Here is a 17,658-nt window from a genome sequence, read left to right on the forward strand (position 1 = left end):
ATCCAACCCTTTAAATTTATTGTTCACTCGGCTATTTAGCAGTAGCCGTAGTTCATCAAACGTTGATAACGACGAGCCAATAATGTTTCTTCATCCAGCGGCTCTAAATCAGCAAGCTGTTTTAGCAGTGTTGCTTTCATGTTGGCGGCCATTTGTATTGGATCGCGATGCGCGCCACCTAATGGTTCTTCGATAATTTCATCAATCAGCTCAAGCTCTTTTAAGCGAGGAGCGACTAAGCCCATCGCTTCAGCCGCTTGCGGCGCTTTATCTGAATCTCGCCACAAGATTGAAGCGCATCCTTCTGGCGAAATTACCGCATAAGTGGAATATTGCAGCATGTTCACGTAGTCACCCACGCCAATCGCCAAAGCGCCACCAGAGCCACCTTCACCGACAACATTACAAATAACTGGCACTTTCAAGCCTGACATCACTTTTAGGTTTGTGGCAATCGCTTCAGATTGACCACGTTCTTCAGCGCCAACACCAGGATAAGCGCCTGCGGTATCGATGAAGGTAATAATAGGCATACCAAAACGTTCAGCCATTTTCATCAAACGTAGCGCTTTGCGATAGCCTTCTGGTTTTGGCATTCCGAAGTTACGTCTTACTTTCTCTCTCGTTTCACGTCCTTTTTGGTGACCAATCACCATCACTGGACGTCCCTCTAAACGAGCAATGCCGCCGACAATCGCTTTGTCATCAGCAAAAGCGCGATCACCAGCCAACTCGTCAAACTCAGTGAAGACATGGTTGATGTAATCAAGCGTATAAGGGCGTTGTGGGTGGCGAGCCAATTGAGCCACTTGCCATGCCCCTAAATCACCAAAGATTTTCTTCTTAAGCTCTAAGCTTTTCTTTTCTAGCTGTTCGAGCTCTTTATCGAGATCAACGGACTTATCACCACCATGGCGAGACACGTCGCGTAGCGCCTGAATTTTAGCCTCAAGTTCAGCAATTGGTTTTTCAAATTCTAGAAAATTTAGGCTCATCTACCGATCCTTTTATACTCAGCGTTCAACATATTTGACGCCAAATTTTAGTTAAATTCGAGTTCTACCTGATCTTTGCCAAGTAGCTGTTTCAATTCGTCTAACAATGTATCACTTGGGGTTACACGCCACTGCGTACCAAGAGTGAATCGCACTCTCGCCTCTGCGCGTTGGTAGTATACATTGACAGGTATAGTCCCTGCTCGGTGAGGCTCTAAGATCTGACTAAAGCGCTCAAAAAACTGGCTGTCTATCTGTGATTGTTCAATCGATATCGACAAGCCACGGGCATATTTTTCACGCGCACTGCCCAAGTCCATGACTTCGCGCGCCGACATTTTAAGGCCACCATTGAAGTCATCAAAGCTGACCTGTCCAGAAATCACTAAAATTCTATCTTTTTCTAACAGCTCTGCATACCGCTCTAACGCATCAGAGAATAACATCACTTCCATACGTCCTGAACGATCATCTAACGTCATGATGCCAATCCGCGTGCCACGCTTGGTAGTCATGACTTTAGCCGCAATCACTAACCCCGCTAAAGTGACGGATTGATCGCGTCGCGTTGGCGTGGCATCTTTGAGTCGACAACTGGTGTACTTCGCAAGTTCCTTAATATGTGCGTTTATTGGATGCCCGGTCAAATAAAGGCCCAATGTATCGCGCTCACCTTCAAGCCAAACTTTCTCTGGCCACTCGGGGACTTGCGTATATTTATGTTCTACTTCTTCTGGCGCATCAGTCAATACACCAAACATATCAACCTGACCAAAGGCTTCAGCTTGATGGAATTGGCTGGCCGCTTTCACAGCATCATTTAATGAGGCCATCATGGCAGCACGGTGTGGGCCTAAACGATCCAAAGCACCCGCATAAATAAGCTTTTCAATCACACGCTTATTGACTTTTTTCAGATCAATTCTGGCGCAAAAATCAAACAAATCTTTAAAATAGCCGCCTGCTGTGCGCGCGTCTAAAATCGCTTCAATCGGCCCTTCACCCACACCTTTGATCGCGCCAATACCATAGACAATCGCGCCATTTTCATCGACGTTAAAGCGGTACAAGCCGGCGTTAATATCCGGTGGTAACACTTTAAGATTCATGCGTAAACATTCATCCACTAAGCCAACCACCTTTTCGGTGTTGTCCATGTCGGCCGTCATTACGGCCGCCATAAATTCGGCTGGGTAGTGGGTTTTTAACCATAAGGTTTGATAAGAAACCAGAGCATAAGCCGCAGAGTGCGATTTGTTAAAACCGTAGCCCGCGAATTTTTCTACTAAGTCGAAGATTTTCATCGACAATTCGCCATCCACGCCGTTTTTTATCGAACCTTCTTCAAAAATCGCCCGCTGCTTGGCCATCTCTTCTGGCTTTTTCTTACCCATCGCACGGCGCAGCATATCCGCGCCGCCCAGTGTGTATCCCGCTAGAACTTGGGCGATCTGCATCACTTGCTCTTGGTACAAGATGATGCCGTAGGTTGGATCTAGAATTTCTTTTAATGAATCATGTTGCCATTTTTCATCTGGGTAGGAGATCGCCTCTCGGCCATGTTTACGGTCGATAAAGTTATCCACCATCCCCGATTGCAAAGGCCCAGGACGAAACAGGGCCACTAATGCAATGATATCTTCGAAGCAGTCTGGCTGGAGACGTTTGATCAGATCTTTCATGCCGCGCGATTCTAACTGGAATACCGCGGTGGTTTCAGAATTTTGCAATACACGAAATGAAACAGGGTCTTCTAACGGGATAGCTTCAATACGAACGGGCTCTTTGCCTTCTCGTTGTAAGCGCGGGTTAATCAGCCCTAGTGCCCAATCGATAATAGTTAAGGTGCGTAGACCTAAGAAGTCAAACTTAACCAAGCCTGCGGTTTCAACATCGTTCTTATCAAATTGAGTGACGGGGAAATGCCCTTCAGCATCCGCATAAATCGGCGAAAAGTCGGTAATGGTGGTTGGGGAGATCACCACCCCACCCGCATGCTTACCGGCGTTACGCGTACACCCTTCTAGAATTCGGCACTTATCAATCAGCTCTTTGACGTCTTCGTCATTGTTGTACAGCTCAGGTAACGCGGGTTCAGCCTTAAACGCCTTTTCGAGTGTCATTCCTGGATCTAGTGGAATAAGCTTTGAAATGCGGTCGACAAATCCAAACGGATGACCAAGCACGCGTCCCACGTCACGAATGACCGCTTTGGCAGCCATAGTACCAAAGGTGATGATCTGTGATACCGCATCACGACCATACATTTCAGCAACGTGATCAATAACTTGGTCACGTTTATCCATACAGAAATCGACGTCAAAATCGGGCATTGAAACCCGTTCTGGGTTCAAGAAACGTTCGAACAGTAAATCATATTGTAGTGGATCTAAATCAGTGATTTTGAGCGCGTAGGCCACCAATGAACCCGCACCCGATCCGCGCCCCGGTCCCACCGGAATATCGTTATCTTTTGACCACTGGATGAACTCCATCACAATCAAGAAATAACCGGGGAATCCCATGTTATTAATTACTTCGAGCTCAATTTGCAGCCGTTCATCATATTCAGGGCGACGTTGTGCGCGAACCTCAGGATCGGGGAACAGAAATTCAAGACGCTCTTCAAGGCCTTCTTGTGATTTCATCACCAAGTATTCGGTTTCTTTCATTCCTTCCGTTGGGAAGGCAGGCAAGAAATATTCCCCCAAACGGACGGTGACATTACACCGTTTGGCAATCTCAACACTGTTTTGCAGCGCTTCAGGAATGTCGGCAAACAGCTCACACATTTCCGCTTCGGTGCGCAAATATTGCTGTGGGCTGTAATTTTTTGGCCGACGAGGATCTTCCATGGTGTAGCCATCATGAATTGCGACTCGAATTTCATGCGCTTCAAAAAACTCTTCGCTGAGAAACACCACTTCATTGGTTGCAACGACGGGCAGATCGTTATTTTCAGCCAATTCTAGAGCAAAGTGCAGATAGCTCTCTTCGTCGGCTCGCCCTGTGCGAGTCAATTCAAGATAAAAACGATCGACAAAATGAGTTTGATAAAACTCGACACATTTATCGACTAACGCCTGATTACCTTTAAGCAGTGCTTTGCCTATTTCACCACTTTTTCCACCCGAAAGCACAATCAAGCCTTCGGCATATTTCACTAGCCACGCTTTATCAATCACAGGTAGGTGTTGCACATGACCGCGTAGATAAGCATCGGAGATCAGTAAGGTCAGATTTTTGTAACCAACATTATCACTCGCTAGAACCGTCAGCTTGGTGAGCTCATCACCAAACTCCTCGGATTGCATGACAAAATCTGCACCGATAATCGGCTTTACCCCACAGTGATGAGCGGTACCATAAAATTTGACCAAACCACATAAGTTCGTGAAGTCGGTCAACGCTACGGCAGGCATCCCCATCTCGGCCACTTTTTTCACAAGCGGTGGCACTTTGGACAAGCCATCGATCATAGAAAAGTCGCTGTGGACACGAAGGTGGACAAACTTTGGTTCTGGCATGCAATAAAATCCTAGATGCTAGGTTTGGTACAAGATTTGGCGGTTATTCTACGCGAATCTGCTCGTGGCTGACACCCGCAATTAGTCAATTCCCAGCACGCGTTTCACTGGCTTAAAGCTTTTACGGTGCTCTGCAATGACGCCATGTTGTTCGATCGCGGCAAAATGCGCTTTAGTTGGATAGCCCTTATGTTGAGCAAAGCCAAATTGTGGGTACAATTTATCGAGCGCTTCCATCTCTTTATCGCGTACCACTTTAGCAATGATTGAGGCGGCGCTGATTTGCGCCACACGCATATCCCCTTTGACAACTGCGATACCATGCATCGGTAATTGTGGAACACGGTTGCCATCAATTAAAACCAAATCAGGTTGAATCGCTAGACCTGCAATCGCGCGTTGCATCGCCACCATAGTCGCTTGAAGAATATTAAGCTGATCAATTTCAGCTGGTGAACAGCGGCCAACAGACCAAGCGAGCGCCTTTTGTTGAATTTCAGGAAAAAGCGCTAGGCGTTTTTTTTCTGATAACTTTTTCGAGTCGGCCAAACCTTCAATCGGATTATTCGGATCCAAGATTACTGCGGCAGTCACTACGTCGCCCACTAATGGACCTCGACCAACTTCATCCACTCCTGCAATCAAAACATAGCCCTTAGGGTATTCAAAAGGAGTCAGTGTTTGTTCTGCCATCTTGTCTATTTTCCTCTCGTTATTTTTCAATCGCTCTTTTTTTATCGTTAACGGTTAATGGTTAATCAAGCTTAAAACCGCCTTGGCGGCTTGTTGATCCGCACCTTTGCGGATCCAGTGATGCATTTCAGTAAAACGTTCAATTAAAGAGGAATTATCACGGCTGAGCATACTATCGACCGCAGGAAACAGATGTTGCGGGTCGCATTCATCAAGAATGAACTCAGGAACCAGTTCTTCTCCGGCTAAAATATTGGGCAGTGAAACAAATTCGGTTATCGCAAGCTTCTGAACCAACCATCCGGTGAGCCAGTTCACTTTGTATCCCACCACCATCGGCCGTTTGAGCAACATGCATTCCAGAGCGACTGTGCCAGAGGCAAGCAGCACAGCATCTGCGGCCGTGATGACATTGCGCGCGGTGTCTTCAATAATAACAAAATCGAGCTCTGGGGCGATCTCCTGCCAAATGGTTTCAAACTGCTGTTTACGTTTGGGATTGACGGCGGCTACCACAAAACCAATATCAGGGTATTTCTGTTTGATTTGTCGACATGTTTCAATAAATGGCTTGGCAATTAAACCGACTTCTCCCCCTCGGCTACCGGGTAGCACAGCCAGCCACTGTTTATCTGTCTCTAATTTCAACAGTTCACGAGCGGCGATTTTATCGGGTTGCAGTGGAATGGCATCGGCCAGTGTGTGGCCGACAAATTCGCACGCAACCTGATACTTGTCGTAAAACGCTTTTTCAAACGGAAGAAATGCCAGCACTAGATCGGTCGCCGCATCGATTTTAAAAATACGTTTGGGACGCCATGCCCATACAGATGGGCTCACATAGTGGACGGTTTTGATGCCCGCTTTTTTGAGATCAAGCTCTAGTCGTAAATTAAAATCTGGTGCATCAATACCAACAAACACATCCGGCGGATTGGCTTTAAAATACTTCACCAACTGCGCTTTAACTTTCAGTAAACGCGGTAAGCGGCCAAGCACCTCAACCAGCCCCATCACGGCTAGCTCTTCCATATCAAATAAAGATTCACAACCTTGAGCAATCATTTTAGGGCCACCAATACCGACAAATTGTGCATTGGGGTATTGCTGCTTGATGGCTTGAATGAAGCCTTCTCCTAGTGTATCGCCAGAAAGCTCTCCGGCAACAATACCGATTCTTAGGGGATTTTCATGTGAGTGCATATCATTTCCTAACAGAATCCGCTCAGCCGTTATGCGGCGTCAAAAAGACAAAAGATCGCTAAACAAGTAGCGATCTTCGGATATTAATAGAAACTCAGTGGTGAACTAACGAATAATGCCACGCTCAGTTTTTTCTAGTAAATCAGTAAAACGCTGAATCGATGGGTACTCTTTCGCCATCTCAACCAATATAGGTAAGACTTCTGCTTGCGTTTTACCTGATCGGTAAATTTCTTTATACGCTTTTTGTAGCGCGCGAATTTCGGCTTTTTCAAAACCATTTCGCTTCAAACCAACAAGGTTAAGGCCAAATGGTGAAGCATGGTTACCTTGTGCTAACACGTAAGCGGGTACATCTTGCACAACAGCAGAACAACCACCGATATAGGCATAAGCACCAACGCTACAGAAAGGATGAATCGCCGACAACGCCATAACACCAGCATAGTCACCGACCGTCACATGGCCGCCAAGAATTGCGTTGTTACCAATGTGCGTATGATTACCAACAATCACATCGTGCGCAATATGGGCATTCACACACAATAGGTTGTCGTTGCCAACAACTGTTTGCGTTTTATCTTGCATAGTACCACGGTGAATTTGTACCGCTTCGCGAATGACATTGCGATCGCCAATGATGACTCGTGTATCTTCACCACCATACTTCTTGTCTTGGTTCTCTTCGCCAATGACGGCGTGAGGGAAAATACGGTTCTCTTCACCAATGACGGTGTTTCCTTTGATGACTACATGCGACATCACTTCCGTACCTTGGCCAATGCTTACCCCAGAGGTGATGTAAGTAAATGGACCAACGGTGACGTTAGCTCCAATGATAGCGCCATCTTCAACCACCGCACTTGGGTGGATTTGTGCAGTTTCATGAATCATATTAAAACTCTCTACGAGCACATTTCATTTCAGCTGAACACACAACCTCACCATCAACTTTCGCTACGCCATTAAACAACGCAATACCACGACGTTCTTTAATGAACTGCACTTCGATGATCAGTTGGTCGCCAGGACCTACAGGTTTACGAAACTTCGCATTATCAATACTAGCAAAGTAATACAATTCGTTATCTTTCGGTGCACCAAAGGTTTTGAATGCTAGTAGGCCGGTTGCTTGTGCCATTGCTTCTAAAATCAGTACACCTGGAAAAATAGGTAACTGCGGAAAATGACCAGTGAACTGAGGTTCATTAACTGACACATTTTTCAAGCCAACAAGGTATTTGCCTTCTTCAAAGTCAATTACACGGTCAATCAACAGAAATGGGTAACGGTGAGGAAGCAGCCTCTGAATTTCAGTGATGTGCATCGTTTTCGTTTCAGTCGTCAAAGTCATATTCCTATACAGTAAAACTTTCAAAAATTATTTGGCATTATAGACGAAAAAGACTCGCAATTGGCGAGCCTAATCGGGAAAAAGTAGAATTAGGATTCCGCTTCCTGATCTAAGTACTTTTCAAGTGCTTTAAGTCGCTTGTGCATATCTTCGATACGGTGAACGCGAGCGGCCGTTTTACGCCATTCTTTGTTCGGTTGCAACGGAATACCAGAAGAGAACATGCCTTTCTCGGTGATGCTACGCATTACCATCCCCATGCCAGTAATGGTGACCCCATCAACAATCTCGATATGGCCATTGATGACAGTACCACCACCAATAATGCAGTACTTACCTATACGAGTACTACCCGCGATGATGGTGCCACCGGCAATTGCCGTGCCATAGCCAATATATACGTTATGTGCGATCTGTAATTGGTTATCGAGAATAACGTTATCTTCAATCACAGTGTCATCTAATGCGCCACGATCAATTGTCGTGCAGGCACCGATTTCAACTCGATTACCGATCCGGACTGTGCCAATTTGCGGAATTTTAATCCACTCACCTTTCTCATTTGCATAGCCAAAACCATCAGAACCAATCACGGCACCTGACTGAATAAGGCACGCCGAGCCAATTTCCACTTCGTGGTAAACGCTGACATTTGCCCACAACTGGGTGTTAGCGCCAATTTTGGCGTTTTTACCGATGAAACAGCCAGCACCAATGGAGACGTTATCGCCAAGTTGCACGCCCGTCTCAATGACCGCGTTTGCACCAATAGAAACGTTCTGCCCTAGCTGGGCATCCTGTGCAACAACCGCAGAAGGGCTGATATCACTCGCAGGTCGCGGTGTCGTGTCCAGCGCTTGCGCTACCTTTGCAAAAGCAACGTATGGGTCAGCGACGACCAATACATTGGTTGTACACAATTCACGTTCACTAGCCTTGACCATAATCACCGTTGCGCGGCATTGACCAAGGTGTTTGTTATATTTGGGATTAGAGAGGAAAGTTACGTAACCTTCCTGCGCCTTGTCCATTGGTGCGACAGCGAAAACTGTCGCAGAGCCATCACCAAACAGCTCTCCCCCGGTGATGGTTGCCAATTCGGCTAAAGTCAGTTTTGCCATAATAATATTATTTTAGTTGTTTAATTACTTTCTCTGATAGGTTGTAGTCCGGCTTACCATATTGCATAGCTTGCACGTCAACAACGATGTCATAACCTTCTTTTTCCGCAACTTTCTTCACAGCGTCTTGAATCACCATGAAGAGTTTTTGCTTCTCTTCACTCTCACGACGCGCTGAGGCTTGCTCTAACGCTTGCGCTTTGATTTTGTACTTGCTGTCTAATTGACCAATTTCAATACGCAGCTTCTCGATCTCATCTTGACCTAGCAGTTCGCCATCACGTTTAAGTTTTTCAATTTTGGTTTTTGCTTCAGCTTGAATTGACTGTAGCTCTGCCCCTTTATCTTTAAACTCTTCTTGTAATTTTTGCAGCACAACTTCTCGTTGAGGCAGTGCTTGGAATACTTGCGCGGTATTAATGTAGCCTACTTTCTGCGCCGCCTCAGCGGCTTGCACAAAAAATGATGAACTCAGTACAACTAGGCCTAATCCTGCCGCTTGAATCGCTTTTTTCAAAATACTTTCCTCTAATTAGAATGTTCTGCCGATCGTGAAAGTGAAGAACTCTTCATTATCACCTTCATAAATTTTAATAGGTTTGGCAATTGAGAATACCAGTGGCCCCATAGGTGACATCCACTGCAGTGCCGCACCATAAGAAGCACGATAATTCATTGGGTCAGAATAATCGTAATAGTACTGATCACCATATCCGAGTTTGACATCTTGGTAATCAAATTCTGTATCCCAAACACTCGCCATGTCGACGAAGATACTGGTACGAATTTGACTGCGCGCTTCATCAGAAGCAAATGGCGTCGGGACAATTAACTCAACACTGGCTAGCGCAACCGCGTTACCACCAACTGAGTCATCCGTCGCGCTATAACAGCGGTTGTTGCCTCCATTATTACCATTACAGCCTGTCGCATCGTTATAAATCGCTTTCGGTCCAGCCGAGTTAGAGCCAAAACCACGTAACGTGGTAAAGCCACCTGCATAATAGTTTTCATAGAATGGGAACAAGTTATCGTTACCATCCGTTTTCCCATAACCATTACCATACCCTAAGCGTCCTCTTAGCAAGAGTGAAAACTCATGTTTTTTGGTTAATGGGAAATACTGGCGGACATCGTACTGCGCTTTGAAATACTTTACGTCTGAGCCTGGCACGGTCATCTTGTAAAAAGCACGTTGATGATTCCCCGCGGTTGGGAATACACCACGGTTTAAATTATTGCGCGTCCATGAAATATTGATGTCAAAGTCGTTAGTGATCAAACTGCCATCATCACTGCGATTACTCGCTTGAGATTGTAAGAACTGACTCACTTGCACATACTCATCGATATTACCGATTTTGTTGTGCGTATAGCCGATACCGAGGTCAAAACGGTTTAGTTCATCAAATGGGAAACCCCACGTTAAACTTGTGCCGTAACTTTCATTGGTATAATCAACAATACCTGCTTCAGAAGCCTCAAACTGGTTATAGAAAATCTTACCACCCAAACTGACACCATCAAGGTTCCAATAGGGATCACGGTAATCTAAACTGATGTTCTTTTGATAGTCGTTCATCATGGCATTGATGCCAACTCGATTACCTGAACCAATGAAGTTGTCTTGTTGTAAACCAACCTGAAAACTCACGCCTGATTCTGTACCATAACCGACACCAAAGTTAACACTACCTGAGTTGGCCTCTTTCACGTTGTACACCAGATCGACTTGGTCTTCACTGCCAGGTACACGTACAGTTTGCACATCCACCGTTTCAAAGAAGCCAAGACGGTTTAAGCGGCTCTTACCCGTATCAATCGCTTTAGAGCTCAGCCAACTGCCTTCCATTTGACGCATTTCGCGGCGCAAAACTTCATCTTTGGTTGAGTTATTACCGACAAAGCGAATATCACGGACATAGATACGCTTACCCGCTTCCACATGAACAACCAAGGAAACTTCTTGCGTTTCATCATTAAATTCTGGGATGGTTCGAACTTGAGGATAGGCATAGCCAGCTTCACCCAATACTCGTTTTACATCTTCTTCAAGCTTGGTCACCAGTGAGCCGTTATAGGTTTCCTCGGCTTCAAACGGGATCAAAGCGCTAAATTCAGCCTCTTTGCCAATCAGCTCTCCGCGGAATTTAACGTCTTTGATTTTATAAGGCTGACCTTCGCTAATGCCTAAAGTGATATAAACGCCTTTTTTATCAGGAGAAATAGCAACTTGCGTGGAATCGACTTGAAACTTTAAGTAGCCACGGTCGAGGTAGAAAGAGCGCAAAGCTTCAATATCAGCGGCTAAGACCTGCTTTTGGTATTTATCATCAGAGAGGAAATTCCACCACGCCACATCGACATTCAAATTGAAGCGTGACAAAAGCTCTTGGTCACTAAAAACGTCATTACCAATAAAGTTGATTTGCTGGATTTTCGCAGAAACCCCTTCACTGAACACAAATTTAAGGTCTGCACGGTTGCGAGGTAAAGGTGTCACCACCGCTTTCACGGTGGCGTTGTACTTACCCACGCTGTAGTAAAAATCTTCCAACCCCTTTTCAATGTTGCTCAAGGTCGTACGATCGAGCGCTTCACCGATGCGGATATTGGATGCATCAAGATTCTGCTGCAACTGCTCTTCTTTGATCGCTTTATTTCCGGAGAAGGAAACACTTGCAATGGTTGGACGCTCTTTAACCTGAACGATCAGAACGTTGTTGTCTCGTAATACTTTGACATCTTCAAAGTTACCCGAGGTGTAAAGTGCTTTGATAATATCCGCGACATCTTGTGCATCAAGGGTATCGCCAATTCGGACGGGCATTTTCAGCAATGCGGCACCGAGTGCAACACGCTGAAGCCCTTGAATTTGAATATCCTGCACTACGAAGTTCTCAGCACTATGTGCTGAAAGGCTGGTTGCCAATAGTGCCGCGAAAAGGATCGGTTTGATTGCCATATTTATTCTTGTTATTCCTTGCTACAACTTCTGCCTAATGGTTACAAATCACAGGCGACTAAAATCATTAAATATTGCCACAGCCATCAAAGAGAAGATGATCGCCCCACCAATTCGGTATCCCATTTCTTGAATTTTTTCTGGGACAGGACGACGGATAACGGCTTCAATTGCAAAAAACAGTAAATGCCCGCCATCTAACATGGGTAGTGGCACTAGGTTGATGATACCTAAGTTGACACTAATCAACGCCAAAAAACCGAGGAAGTAGACTAAACCATAGTCAGCGGTAGTCCCAGCTCCTTTGGCAATCGAAATCGGCCCACTCAGATTATTCAACCCCACATCACCGACCACCAGTTTTTTCAACATGCTGACGGTTAAGTTGATTACTTGCTGTGTTTTTTCAACCGCTTTTCCGACTGATTCAAATACACCATATTGCAGCTCAAATCGATAACTTTCCGGCCATTCTGCGACTTTAGGAGCGATTCCCGCAAAGCCTATCGTTTTGCCTTGCGATAACTCACGAACGTCAGGCGTAAGCTCGATAGTCAAGCGTTGTTCATCACGCACAACAACCAATGGAACTGGCCGATTGGGATGACTTTGTATCAACGCCACAACTTGCTGCCAATGGTTTATCTTGGTACCGTTGGCCTCGATTAATGTATCCCCAACTTGCAACCCAGCCTTCTCTCCAGCGCTACCTTGAGAAACATTGGTCAGCGTCAGCGATATTTCAGGAACAAATGGTTTAAAACCTAACGCTCCCATAGCAGACTCTGTTTCTGGGTTAAAGTTCCAAGAACGGATATCTAATATTTTGATTTCATCAACACCAATTTCATCATCCGTGCCGACAGTAAGCGTTAATTGCTCATCACCAATATGGCCTATCAACCCCATATTGACCGATTCCCAATCTAAGGTATTCACTCCTGAGACCGCTTTGATCTGCATTCCTGGTTCTAAACCCGCTTGAGCGGCGATCGATTGGGGGGTAATGTCGCCAATCACAGGTTTTACCGCTGGGACACCAATTAAGAACACAAGCCAATAGGCAAAAATGGCGAAGAAAAAGTTAAACGCAGGCCCAGCACTAACAACAGCGGCACGTTTCCATAATGGTTTTTGGTCAAAAGCTAAGGTTTTTAATTCTGCTGGAACATCGTCAACACGGCTATCGAGCATTTTAACGTAGCCGCCGAGAGGAATAATTGAGAGGTTGTACTCGGTGCCATCTTTGGCAACTCGGCTCCAAAGTGATTTACCAAAGCCAATGGAAAATTTTTCGACTTTAATTCCACAGCGACGTGCTACCCAAAAATGACCAAATTCATGCACAGCAACCAATATGCCTAACGCAATGATGAAAGAGACGAAATTCCACAAAATACCACTCATAATAAATGCTCTTGTATGATTTGCTGGGCAATAGTGCGCGCCATTCTATCGAGCTCTAACAAGCTTTCCAAGTCATAGCAATGTAACTGAGTATGTGCTGCACACACTTTTGACAATACACGTTCATTAACTTGTGCAATATCGGTAAAACGAATTTGCTTATTTAAAAAAGCTTCAACGGCTATTTCGTTGGCTGCATTTAAAGAGGTGGTGGCATGTTGCCCTTGATAGCAAGCATCAATCGCCAATCCCAAACAAGGATAACGCTCGTAGTCCACATCCATAAAACTCAAATTACTTAATTTGGTAAAATCCAGTGCCGGAACGCCCGCAGTAATGCGCTCTGGATAAGAGAGAGTTAAAGCAATTGGTGTGGACATATCGGGTTCCCCCATTTGCGCAAGCACCGAACCATCGCGGTACTGCACCATAGAGTGGATCACCGATTGTGGGTGGATTAACACTTTTAATTGCTGTTTCGATGCATTAAACAGCCACTTAGCTTCAATGTATTCTAAACCTTTGTTCATCATGGTAGCGGAATCAACCGAAATTTTCGGCCCCATCGACCAGTTAGGATGAGCAATCGCTTGCTGTGGTGAAACATCAGCTAACGTGGATAAATCACTGTAGCGAAAAGGGCCACCAGAACCTGTTAGCAAAATATGCTGCACACCATGTTCTTGTAAATCACAGCGACCCAAAGAGCCTTGAATTTCAGGCGGTAAGCATTGAAAAATCGCGTTATGTTCGCTATCGACAGGGAGCAATTCCGCGCCGTGTTTTTCGACCGCATCAATAAACAATTGGCCAGACATCACCAAGGCTTCTTTGTTTGCCAACAAAACACGCTTGCCCGCCTTTACTGCGGCCATGGTTGGTAACAAACCTGCCGCACCAACAATCGCCGCCATCACCGTATCCACCTCATCTAATGCGGCGACGTGGCACATGGCGTCTTGACCAAATAATACAGTTGTTTTTAAGTTCAGTGACTGCAATTGAGCAAAAAGCTCATCCGCCGCCTTTTGGTTTGCCATTACTGCATAAACTGGCTGCCAACGCTGACATAGCTCACGCATTTTATTGACATTATTGCCAGCAGCTAAAGCCACAACAGAAAAGTGTTCAGGATTTTGGGCTACAACTTTTAATGTGCTTGCACCTATTGAGCCTGTGGCACCAAGAATCGTTAACTTACGCATAGCAAAAACCGTGAATTAAGATTGGGGTAAGACAGCTTAACCCAAGCATTAGAAAATGAAATACAGTAGAGCAAAAACAGGAAATGCAGCTGTCAGGCTATCGATACGATCCAAAACGCCGCCATGCCCCGGAATAATATTGCTGCTGTCTTTAATTCCTGAAACGCGCTTAAACATACTTTCGACCAGATCGCCAAGCACAGAGATAACAACCGTCGCGAATGTAATACCGACCATCGACAACGTATTTGTAAACCGAATATCAAACCAATCAGCAGTAAACCACGCCACAATCAATGCCGTAATAATGCCACCAATCAACCCTTCAATGGTTTTATTTGGACTGACTGCTGGCGCCATTTTGTACTTACCAAAACTTTTGCCCGCAAAATAAGCGCCACTGTCTGCAGCCCAAACAATTAAGCAGACAAACAACACCAACTTAGCACCATGGTATGGCTCACTCAAAAAGGCTTCTGCGCGTAAAAATAGTACGCTCCAAAAAAAAGGAAGTAGCGTCAGCACACCAAAGAGGTGCCTAAGTAAATTGGATCTTTCCCACCATGGGCGGGATTTAGGATAAGTAATGGCTAAAAAGCTAGAAAACAGCCACCAAGCCACCCCGATAATTAAGATCACATAGTGATTCGAGTTCATGCTGGCTAAGCTAACTGCATCAGGGGAAATCAGTAAGTAACTTGCTCCACCAATGATAATGGCTGGCAACAGCGCCAGATACCTAGATGTCGTATCGATAAACTGAGTCCATTCCCATACACCGACAAGCGCCACAAGGGCCAAAACGGCCATAAATAGGGGGAGTGGCAGTTCAAAAATGCCCAGCATCACCAGTGGAGCTAATATGAGCGCCGTGATAATTCGTTGCTTCAAACTAATGGATCCTTTATTTCTGTTCCATCAATGCCTTAACCTGTTCCCCTGTACAGCCAAAACGGCGTTCACGGTTAACAAACCAAGTCACTGCTTCAATTAAACTTTCTTCACCAAACTCAGGCCAGTAAATTGGCGTAAAGTACATCTCTGCATAGGCCAATTGCCACAACATAAAATTACTAATACGGCATTCACCACTGGTACGAATGAGTAAATCCACTTCAGGAATATCAGACATCGTTAGCGACTGTGTAATCAGCGTTTCGTCGATCTGATCAGGAGAAATATCACCGCTCGCCACTTTGACTGCGATAGAACGCATCGCTTCTGTGATATCCCATTTTCCGCCATAGTTTGCGGCGATATTAACGACCATGCCACTGTTTGATGAGGTTAACTCTTCTGCCTGAGCGATTTTTGTTTGTAAGCGTGAGCTAAAACGTGTTTTATCGCCAATGACTCTAAGGCGCAGATTATTCTTATGCAGTTTTTTTACTTCTGTGGATAGCACAGTAATAAATAACTCCATCAACACGCCCACTTCAGCTTCCGGACGCCGCCAATTTTCACTGCTAAAGGCAAACAAAGTAACGGCTTTAATACCCAATTTCGCTGCAGTAGAGATCGTTCTTCGAACCGCTGCTACACCATTCTTATGACCAAATACACGAGGTTTACCTTGTGCTTTAGCCCAACGGCCATTTCCGTCCATAATGATTGCGATGTGTTGGGGTAATACATCAGATGAGAGGGATGAGTTTTGCATAAGAAATTAATTGATTACCAAACTGATAGGGCAAAATAGCATAAAAAAACGCTGCACTGTGAGCACAGCGTTTTAGAAAGGCTAAAAAGAGCGAATTAAACTTCCATTAACTCTTTTTCTTTTGCAGCAAGAACTTCATCAATTCTCTTAATCGCTACATCGGTAAGTTTTTGAATCTCTTCTTGCGCTTTATGATCTTCGTCTTCAGATATTTCTTTATCTTTCAGCAAAGCTTTTAAATCGCCATTGGCATCACGACGAATGTTGCGAACCGCAACACGACCACCTTCGGCTTCACCACGAACAATTTTCACCAAATTACGACGACGTTCTTCGGTCAATGGTGGCAGTGGTACACGAATAACTGTACCTGCAGACATTGGGTTTAGACCCAAATCAGACATCAAAATCGCTTTTTCAACTTTTGGCGTCAACTCTTTATCAAAAACAGTGATCGCGAGAGTACGTGCATCTTCAGCCACAACGTTAGCGATTTGATTCAGCGGTGTCGAAGCACCATAGTAATCGACAGAAATGCCGGAGAGTAAACTTGGGTGAGCGCGACCAGTACGTACCTTAGAAAGGTTGTTTTTCAGGGCATCTACGCTCTTATCCATACGCTCTTGAGCGTCTTTCTTGATTTCGTTAATCACAAATATCACCTACTTGTTTTCTGTTTGGAGTGATTAGTCAGCGGTGCTAATTAGTGTACCTTCCGCTTCACCCATTACCACGCGACGTAGTGCGCCCGGTTTGTTCATATTAAATACGCGGATTGGCATTTTGTGGTCACGCGCTAGCGTAAACGCGGCCAAGTCCATCACTTTTAGCTCTTTTTCAAGCACGGTTGTATAAGACAGCTTATCATACAGTTCTGCGTCTGGGTTTGCCACTGGGTCTGCACTAAATACGCCATCTACTTTTGTCGCTTTTAGAACCACATCGGCTTCAATTTCAATACCGCGTAGACAGGCAGCAGAATCGGTCGTGAAGAATGGGTTACCAGTACCCGCAGAGAAAATCACAACACGGCCTTGACGTAGTTGGCTGATAGCATCGGCCCAATTGTAATCGTCACACACACCTTTAAGAGGAATGGCTGACATCACACGCGCATTCACATAAGCACGGTGCAAGGCATCACGCATTGCCAAGCCGTTCATTACAGTCGCCAGCATCCCCATATGGTCACCCACAACACGGTTCATGCCCGCTTCAGCAAGACCTGCGCCACGGAATAAGTTACCGCCGCCGATGACAACACCCACTTGAACACCCAGTTCAACCAGTTCTTTTACTTCCTGTGCCATGCGATCTAACACCGCAGGATCAATACCAAAACCTTCTTCGCCTTGTAGCGCTTCACCGCTAAGTTTTAACAGGATACGTTGATAGGCTGGTTTAGGGTTCGTAGTCATGGAGCTTACCTTCCAAATAGAGAGTTGTTAATTAACAGTCATGATTTAAAACTGAATACTGAATTCTAAATCATCACAATTAGTCTCAATATGCCTAGTCTCAATATGCC

Annotated in this window: 15 protein-coding genes; all 15 read right to left on the reverse strand. The window is 45.2% G+C overall.

The window, feature by feature from the left end:
- Nucleotides 1-35: 35 nt before the first annotated feature.
- Complete coding sequence (accA, locus tag CCZ37_RS09845) at nt 36-995, reverse strand: acetyl-CoA carboxylase carboxyl transferase subunit alpha (protein WP_088729100.1); 960 nt, start codon at nt 993-995, stop codon at nt 36-38.
- 47 nt (nt 996-1,042) lie between these two features.
- Entirely contained in the window at nt 1,043-4,522 is a 3,480-nt protein-coding gene (gene dnaE, locus CCZ37_RS09850; RefSeq protein WP_094500412.1) for a DNA polymerase III subunit alpha, read from the reverse strand.
- Between the two features lie 81 nt (nt 4,523-4,603).
- Nucleotides 4,604-5,215: a ribonuclease HII gene (rnhB, locus tag CCZ37_RS09855; RefSeq protein ID WP_244187265.1), complete on the reverse strand. Its 612-nt coding sequence runs from the start codon at nt 5,213-5,215 to the stop codon at nt 4,604-4,606.
- Nucleotides 5,216-5,269: 54 nt separating this feature from the next.
- Nucleotides 5,270-6,418 (reverse strand): lipid-A-disaccharide synthase, encoded by a 1,149-nt coding sequence (gene lpxB, locus CCZ37_RS09860; RefSeq protein ID WP_017046603.1) that lies wholly within the window; start codon nt 6,416-6,418, stop codon nt 5,270-5,272.
- 105 nt (nt 6,419-6,523) lie between these two features.
- A complete protein-coding gene (gene lpxA, locus CCZ37_RS09865; protein ID WP_094500414.1) occupies nt 6,524-7,312 on the reverse strand; it encodes an acyl-ACP--UDP-N-acetylglucosamine O-acyltransferase in 789 nt (262 codons plus the stop codon).
- A 1-nt stretch (nt 7,313) separates the two neighbouring features.
- Nucleotides 7,314-7,745 (reverse strand): 3-hydroxyacyl-ACP dehydratase FabZ, encoded by a 432-nt coding sequence (gene fabZ, locus CCZ37_RS09870; protein ID WP_026027636.1) that lies wholly within the window; start codon nt 7,743-7,745, stop codon nt 7,314-7,316.
- Between the two features lie 116 nt (nt 7,746-7,861).
- Entirely contained in the window at nt 7,862-8,893 is a 1,032-nt protein-coding gene (gene lpxD / locus CCZ37_RS09875; protein ID WP_094500415.1) for a UDP-3-O-(3-hydroxymyristoyl)glucosamine N-acyltransferase, read from the reverse strand.
- 7 nt (nt 8,894-8,900) lie between these two features.
- Complete coding sequence (locus tag CCZ37_RS09880) at nt 8,901-9,410, reverse strand: OmpH family outer membrane protein (RefSeq protein WP_010320116.1); 510 nt, start codon at nt 9,408-9,410, stop codon at nt 8,901-8,903.
- Nucleotides 9,411-9,425: 15 nt separating this feature from the next.
- The gene (gene bamA / locus CCZ37_RS09885; protein WP_094500416.1) at nt 9,426-11,858 is read right to left on the reverse strand and encodes an outer membrane protein assembly factor BamA; all 2,433 of its coding nucleotides are present in this window, start codon (nt 11,856-11,858) and stop codon (nt 9,426-9,428) included.
- 48 nt (nt 11,859-11,906) lie between these two features.
- Nucleotides 11,907-13,265: a sigma E protease regulator RseP gene (gene rseP, locus CCZ37_RS09890; protein WP_094500417.1), complete on the reverse strand. Its 1,359-nt coding sequence runs from the start codon at nt 13,263-13,265 to the stop codon at nt 11,907-11,909.
- A complete protein-coding gene (ispC, locus tag CCZ37_RS09895) occupies nt 13,262-14,470 on the reverse strand; it encodes a 1-deoxy-D-xylulose-5-phosphate reductoisomerase (RefSeq protein ID WP_094500418.1) in 1,209 nt (402 codons plus the stop codon). Before ispC ends, rseP begins: the two co-directional genes overlap by 4 nt.
- 48 nt (nt 14,471-14,518) lie before the next feature.
- Nucleotides 14,519-15,361: a phosphatidate cytidylyltransferase gene (locus CCZ37_RS09900; RefSeq protein WP_010320120.1), complete on the reverse strand. Its 843-nt coding sequence runs from the start codon at nt 15,359-15,361 to the stop codon at nt 14,519-14,521.
- A 13-nt stretch (nt 15,362-15,374) separates the two neighbouring features.
- Nucleotides 15,375-16,130, reverse strand: coding sequence for an isoprenyl transferase (locus CCZ37_RS09905; protein ID WP_010320121.1), 756 nt, complete (start codon nt 16,128-16,130; stop codon nt 15,375-15,377).
- A 95-nt stretch (nt 16,131-16,225) separates the two neighbouring features.
- Nucleotides 16,226-16,783 (reverse strand): ribosome recycling factor, encoded by a 558-nt coding sequence (frr, locus tag CCZ37_RS09910; protein WP_010320122.1) that lies wholly within the window; start codon nt 16,781-16,783, stop codon nt 16,226-16,228.
- A 33-nt stretch (nt 16,784-16,816) separates the two neighbouring features.
- Nucleotides 16,817-17,548, reverse strand: coding sequence for a UMP kinase (pyrH, locus tag CCZ37_RS09915; RefSeq protein ID WP_010320123.1), 732 nt, complete (start codon nt 17,546-17,548; stop codon nt 16,817-16,819).
- Between the last annotated feature and the right edge of the window lie 110 nt (nt 17,549-17,658).

This window comes from Vibrio qinghaiensis, from assembly GCF_002257545.1.
Lineage (GTDB): Bacteria > Pseudomonadota > Gammaproteobacteria > Enterobacterales > Vibrionaceae > Vibrio > Vibrio ordalii.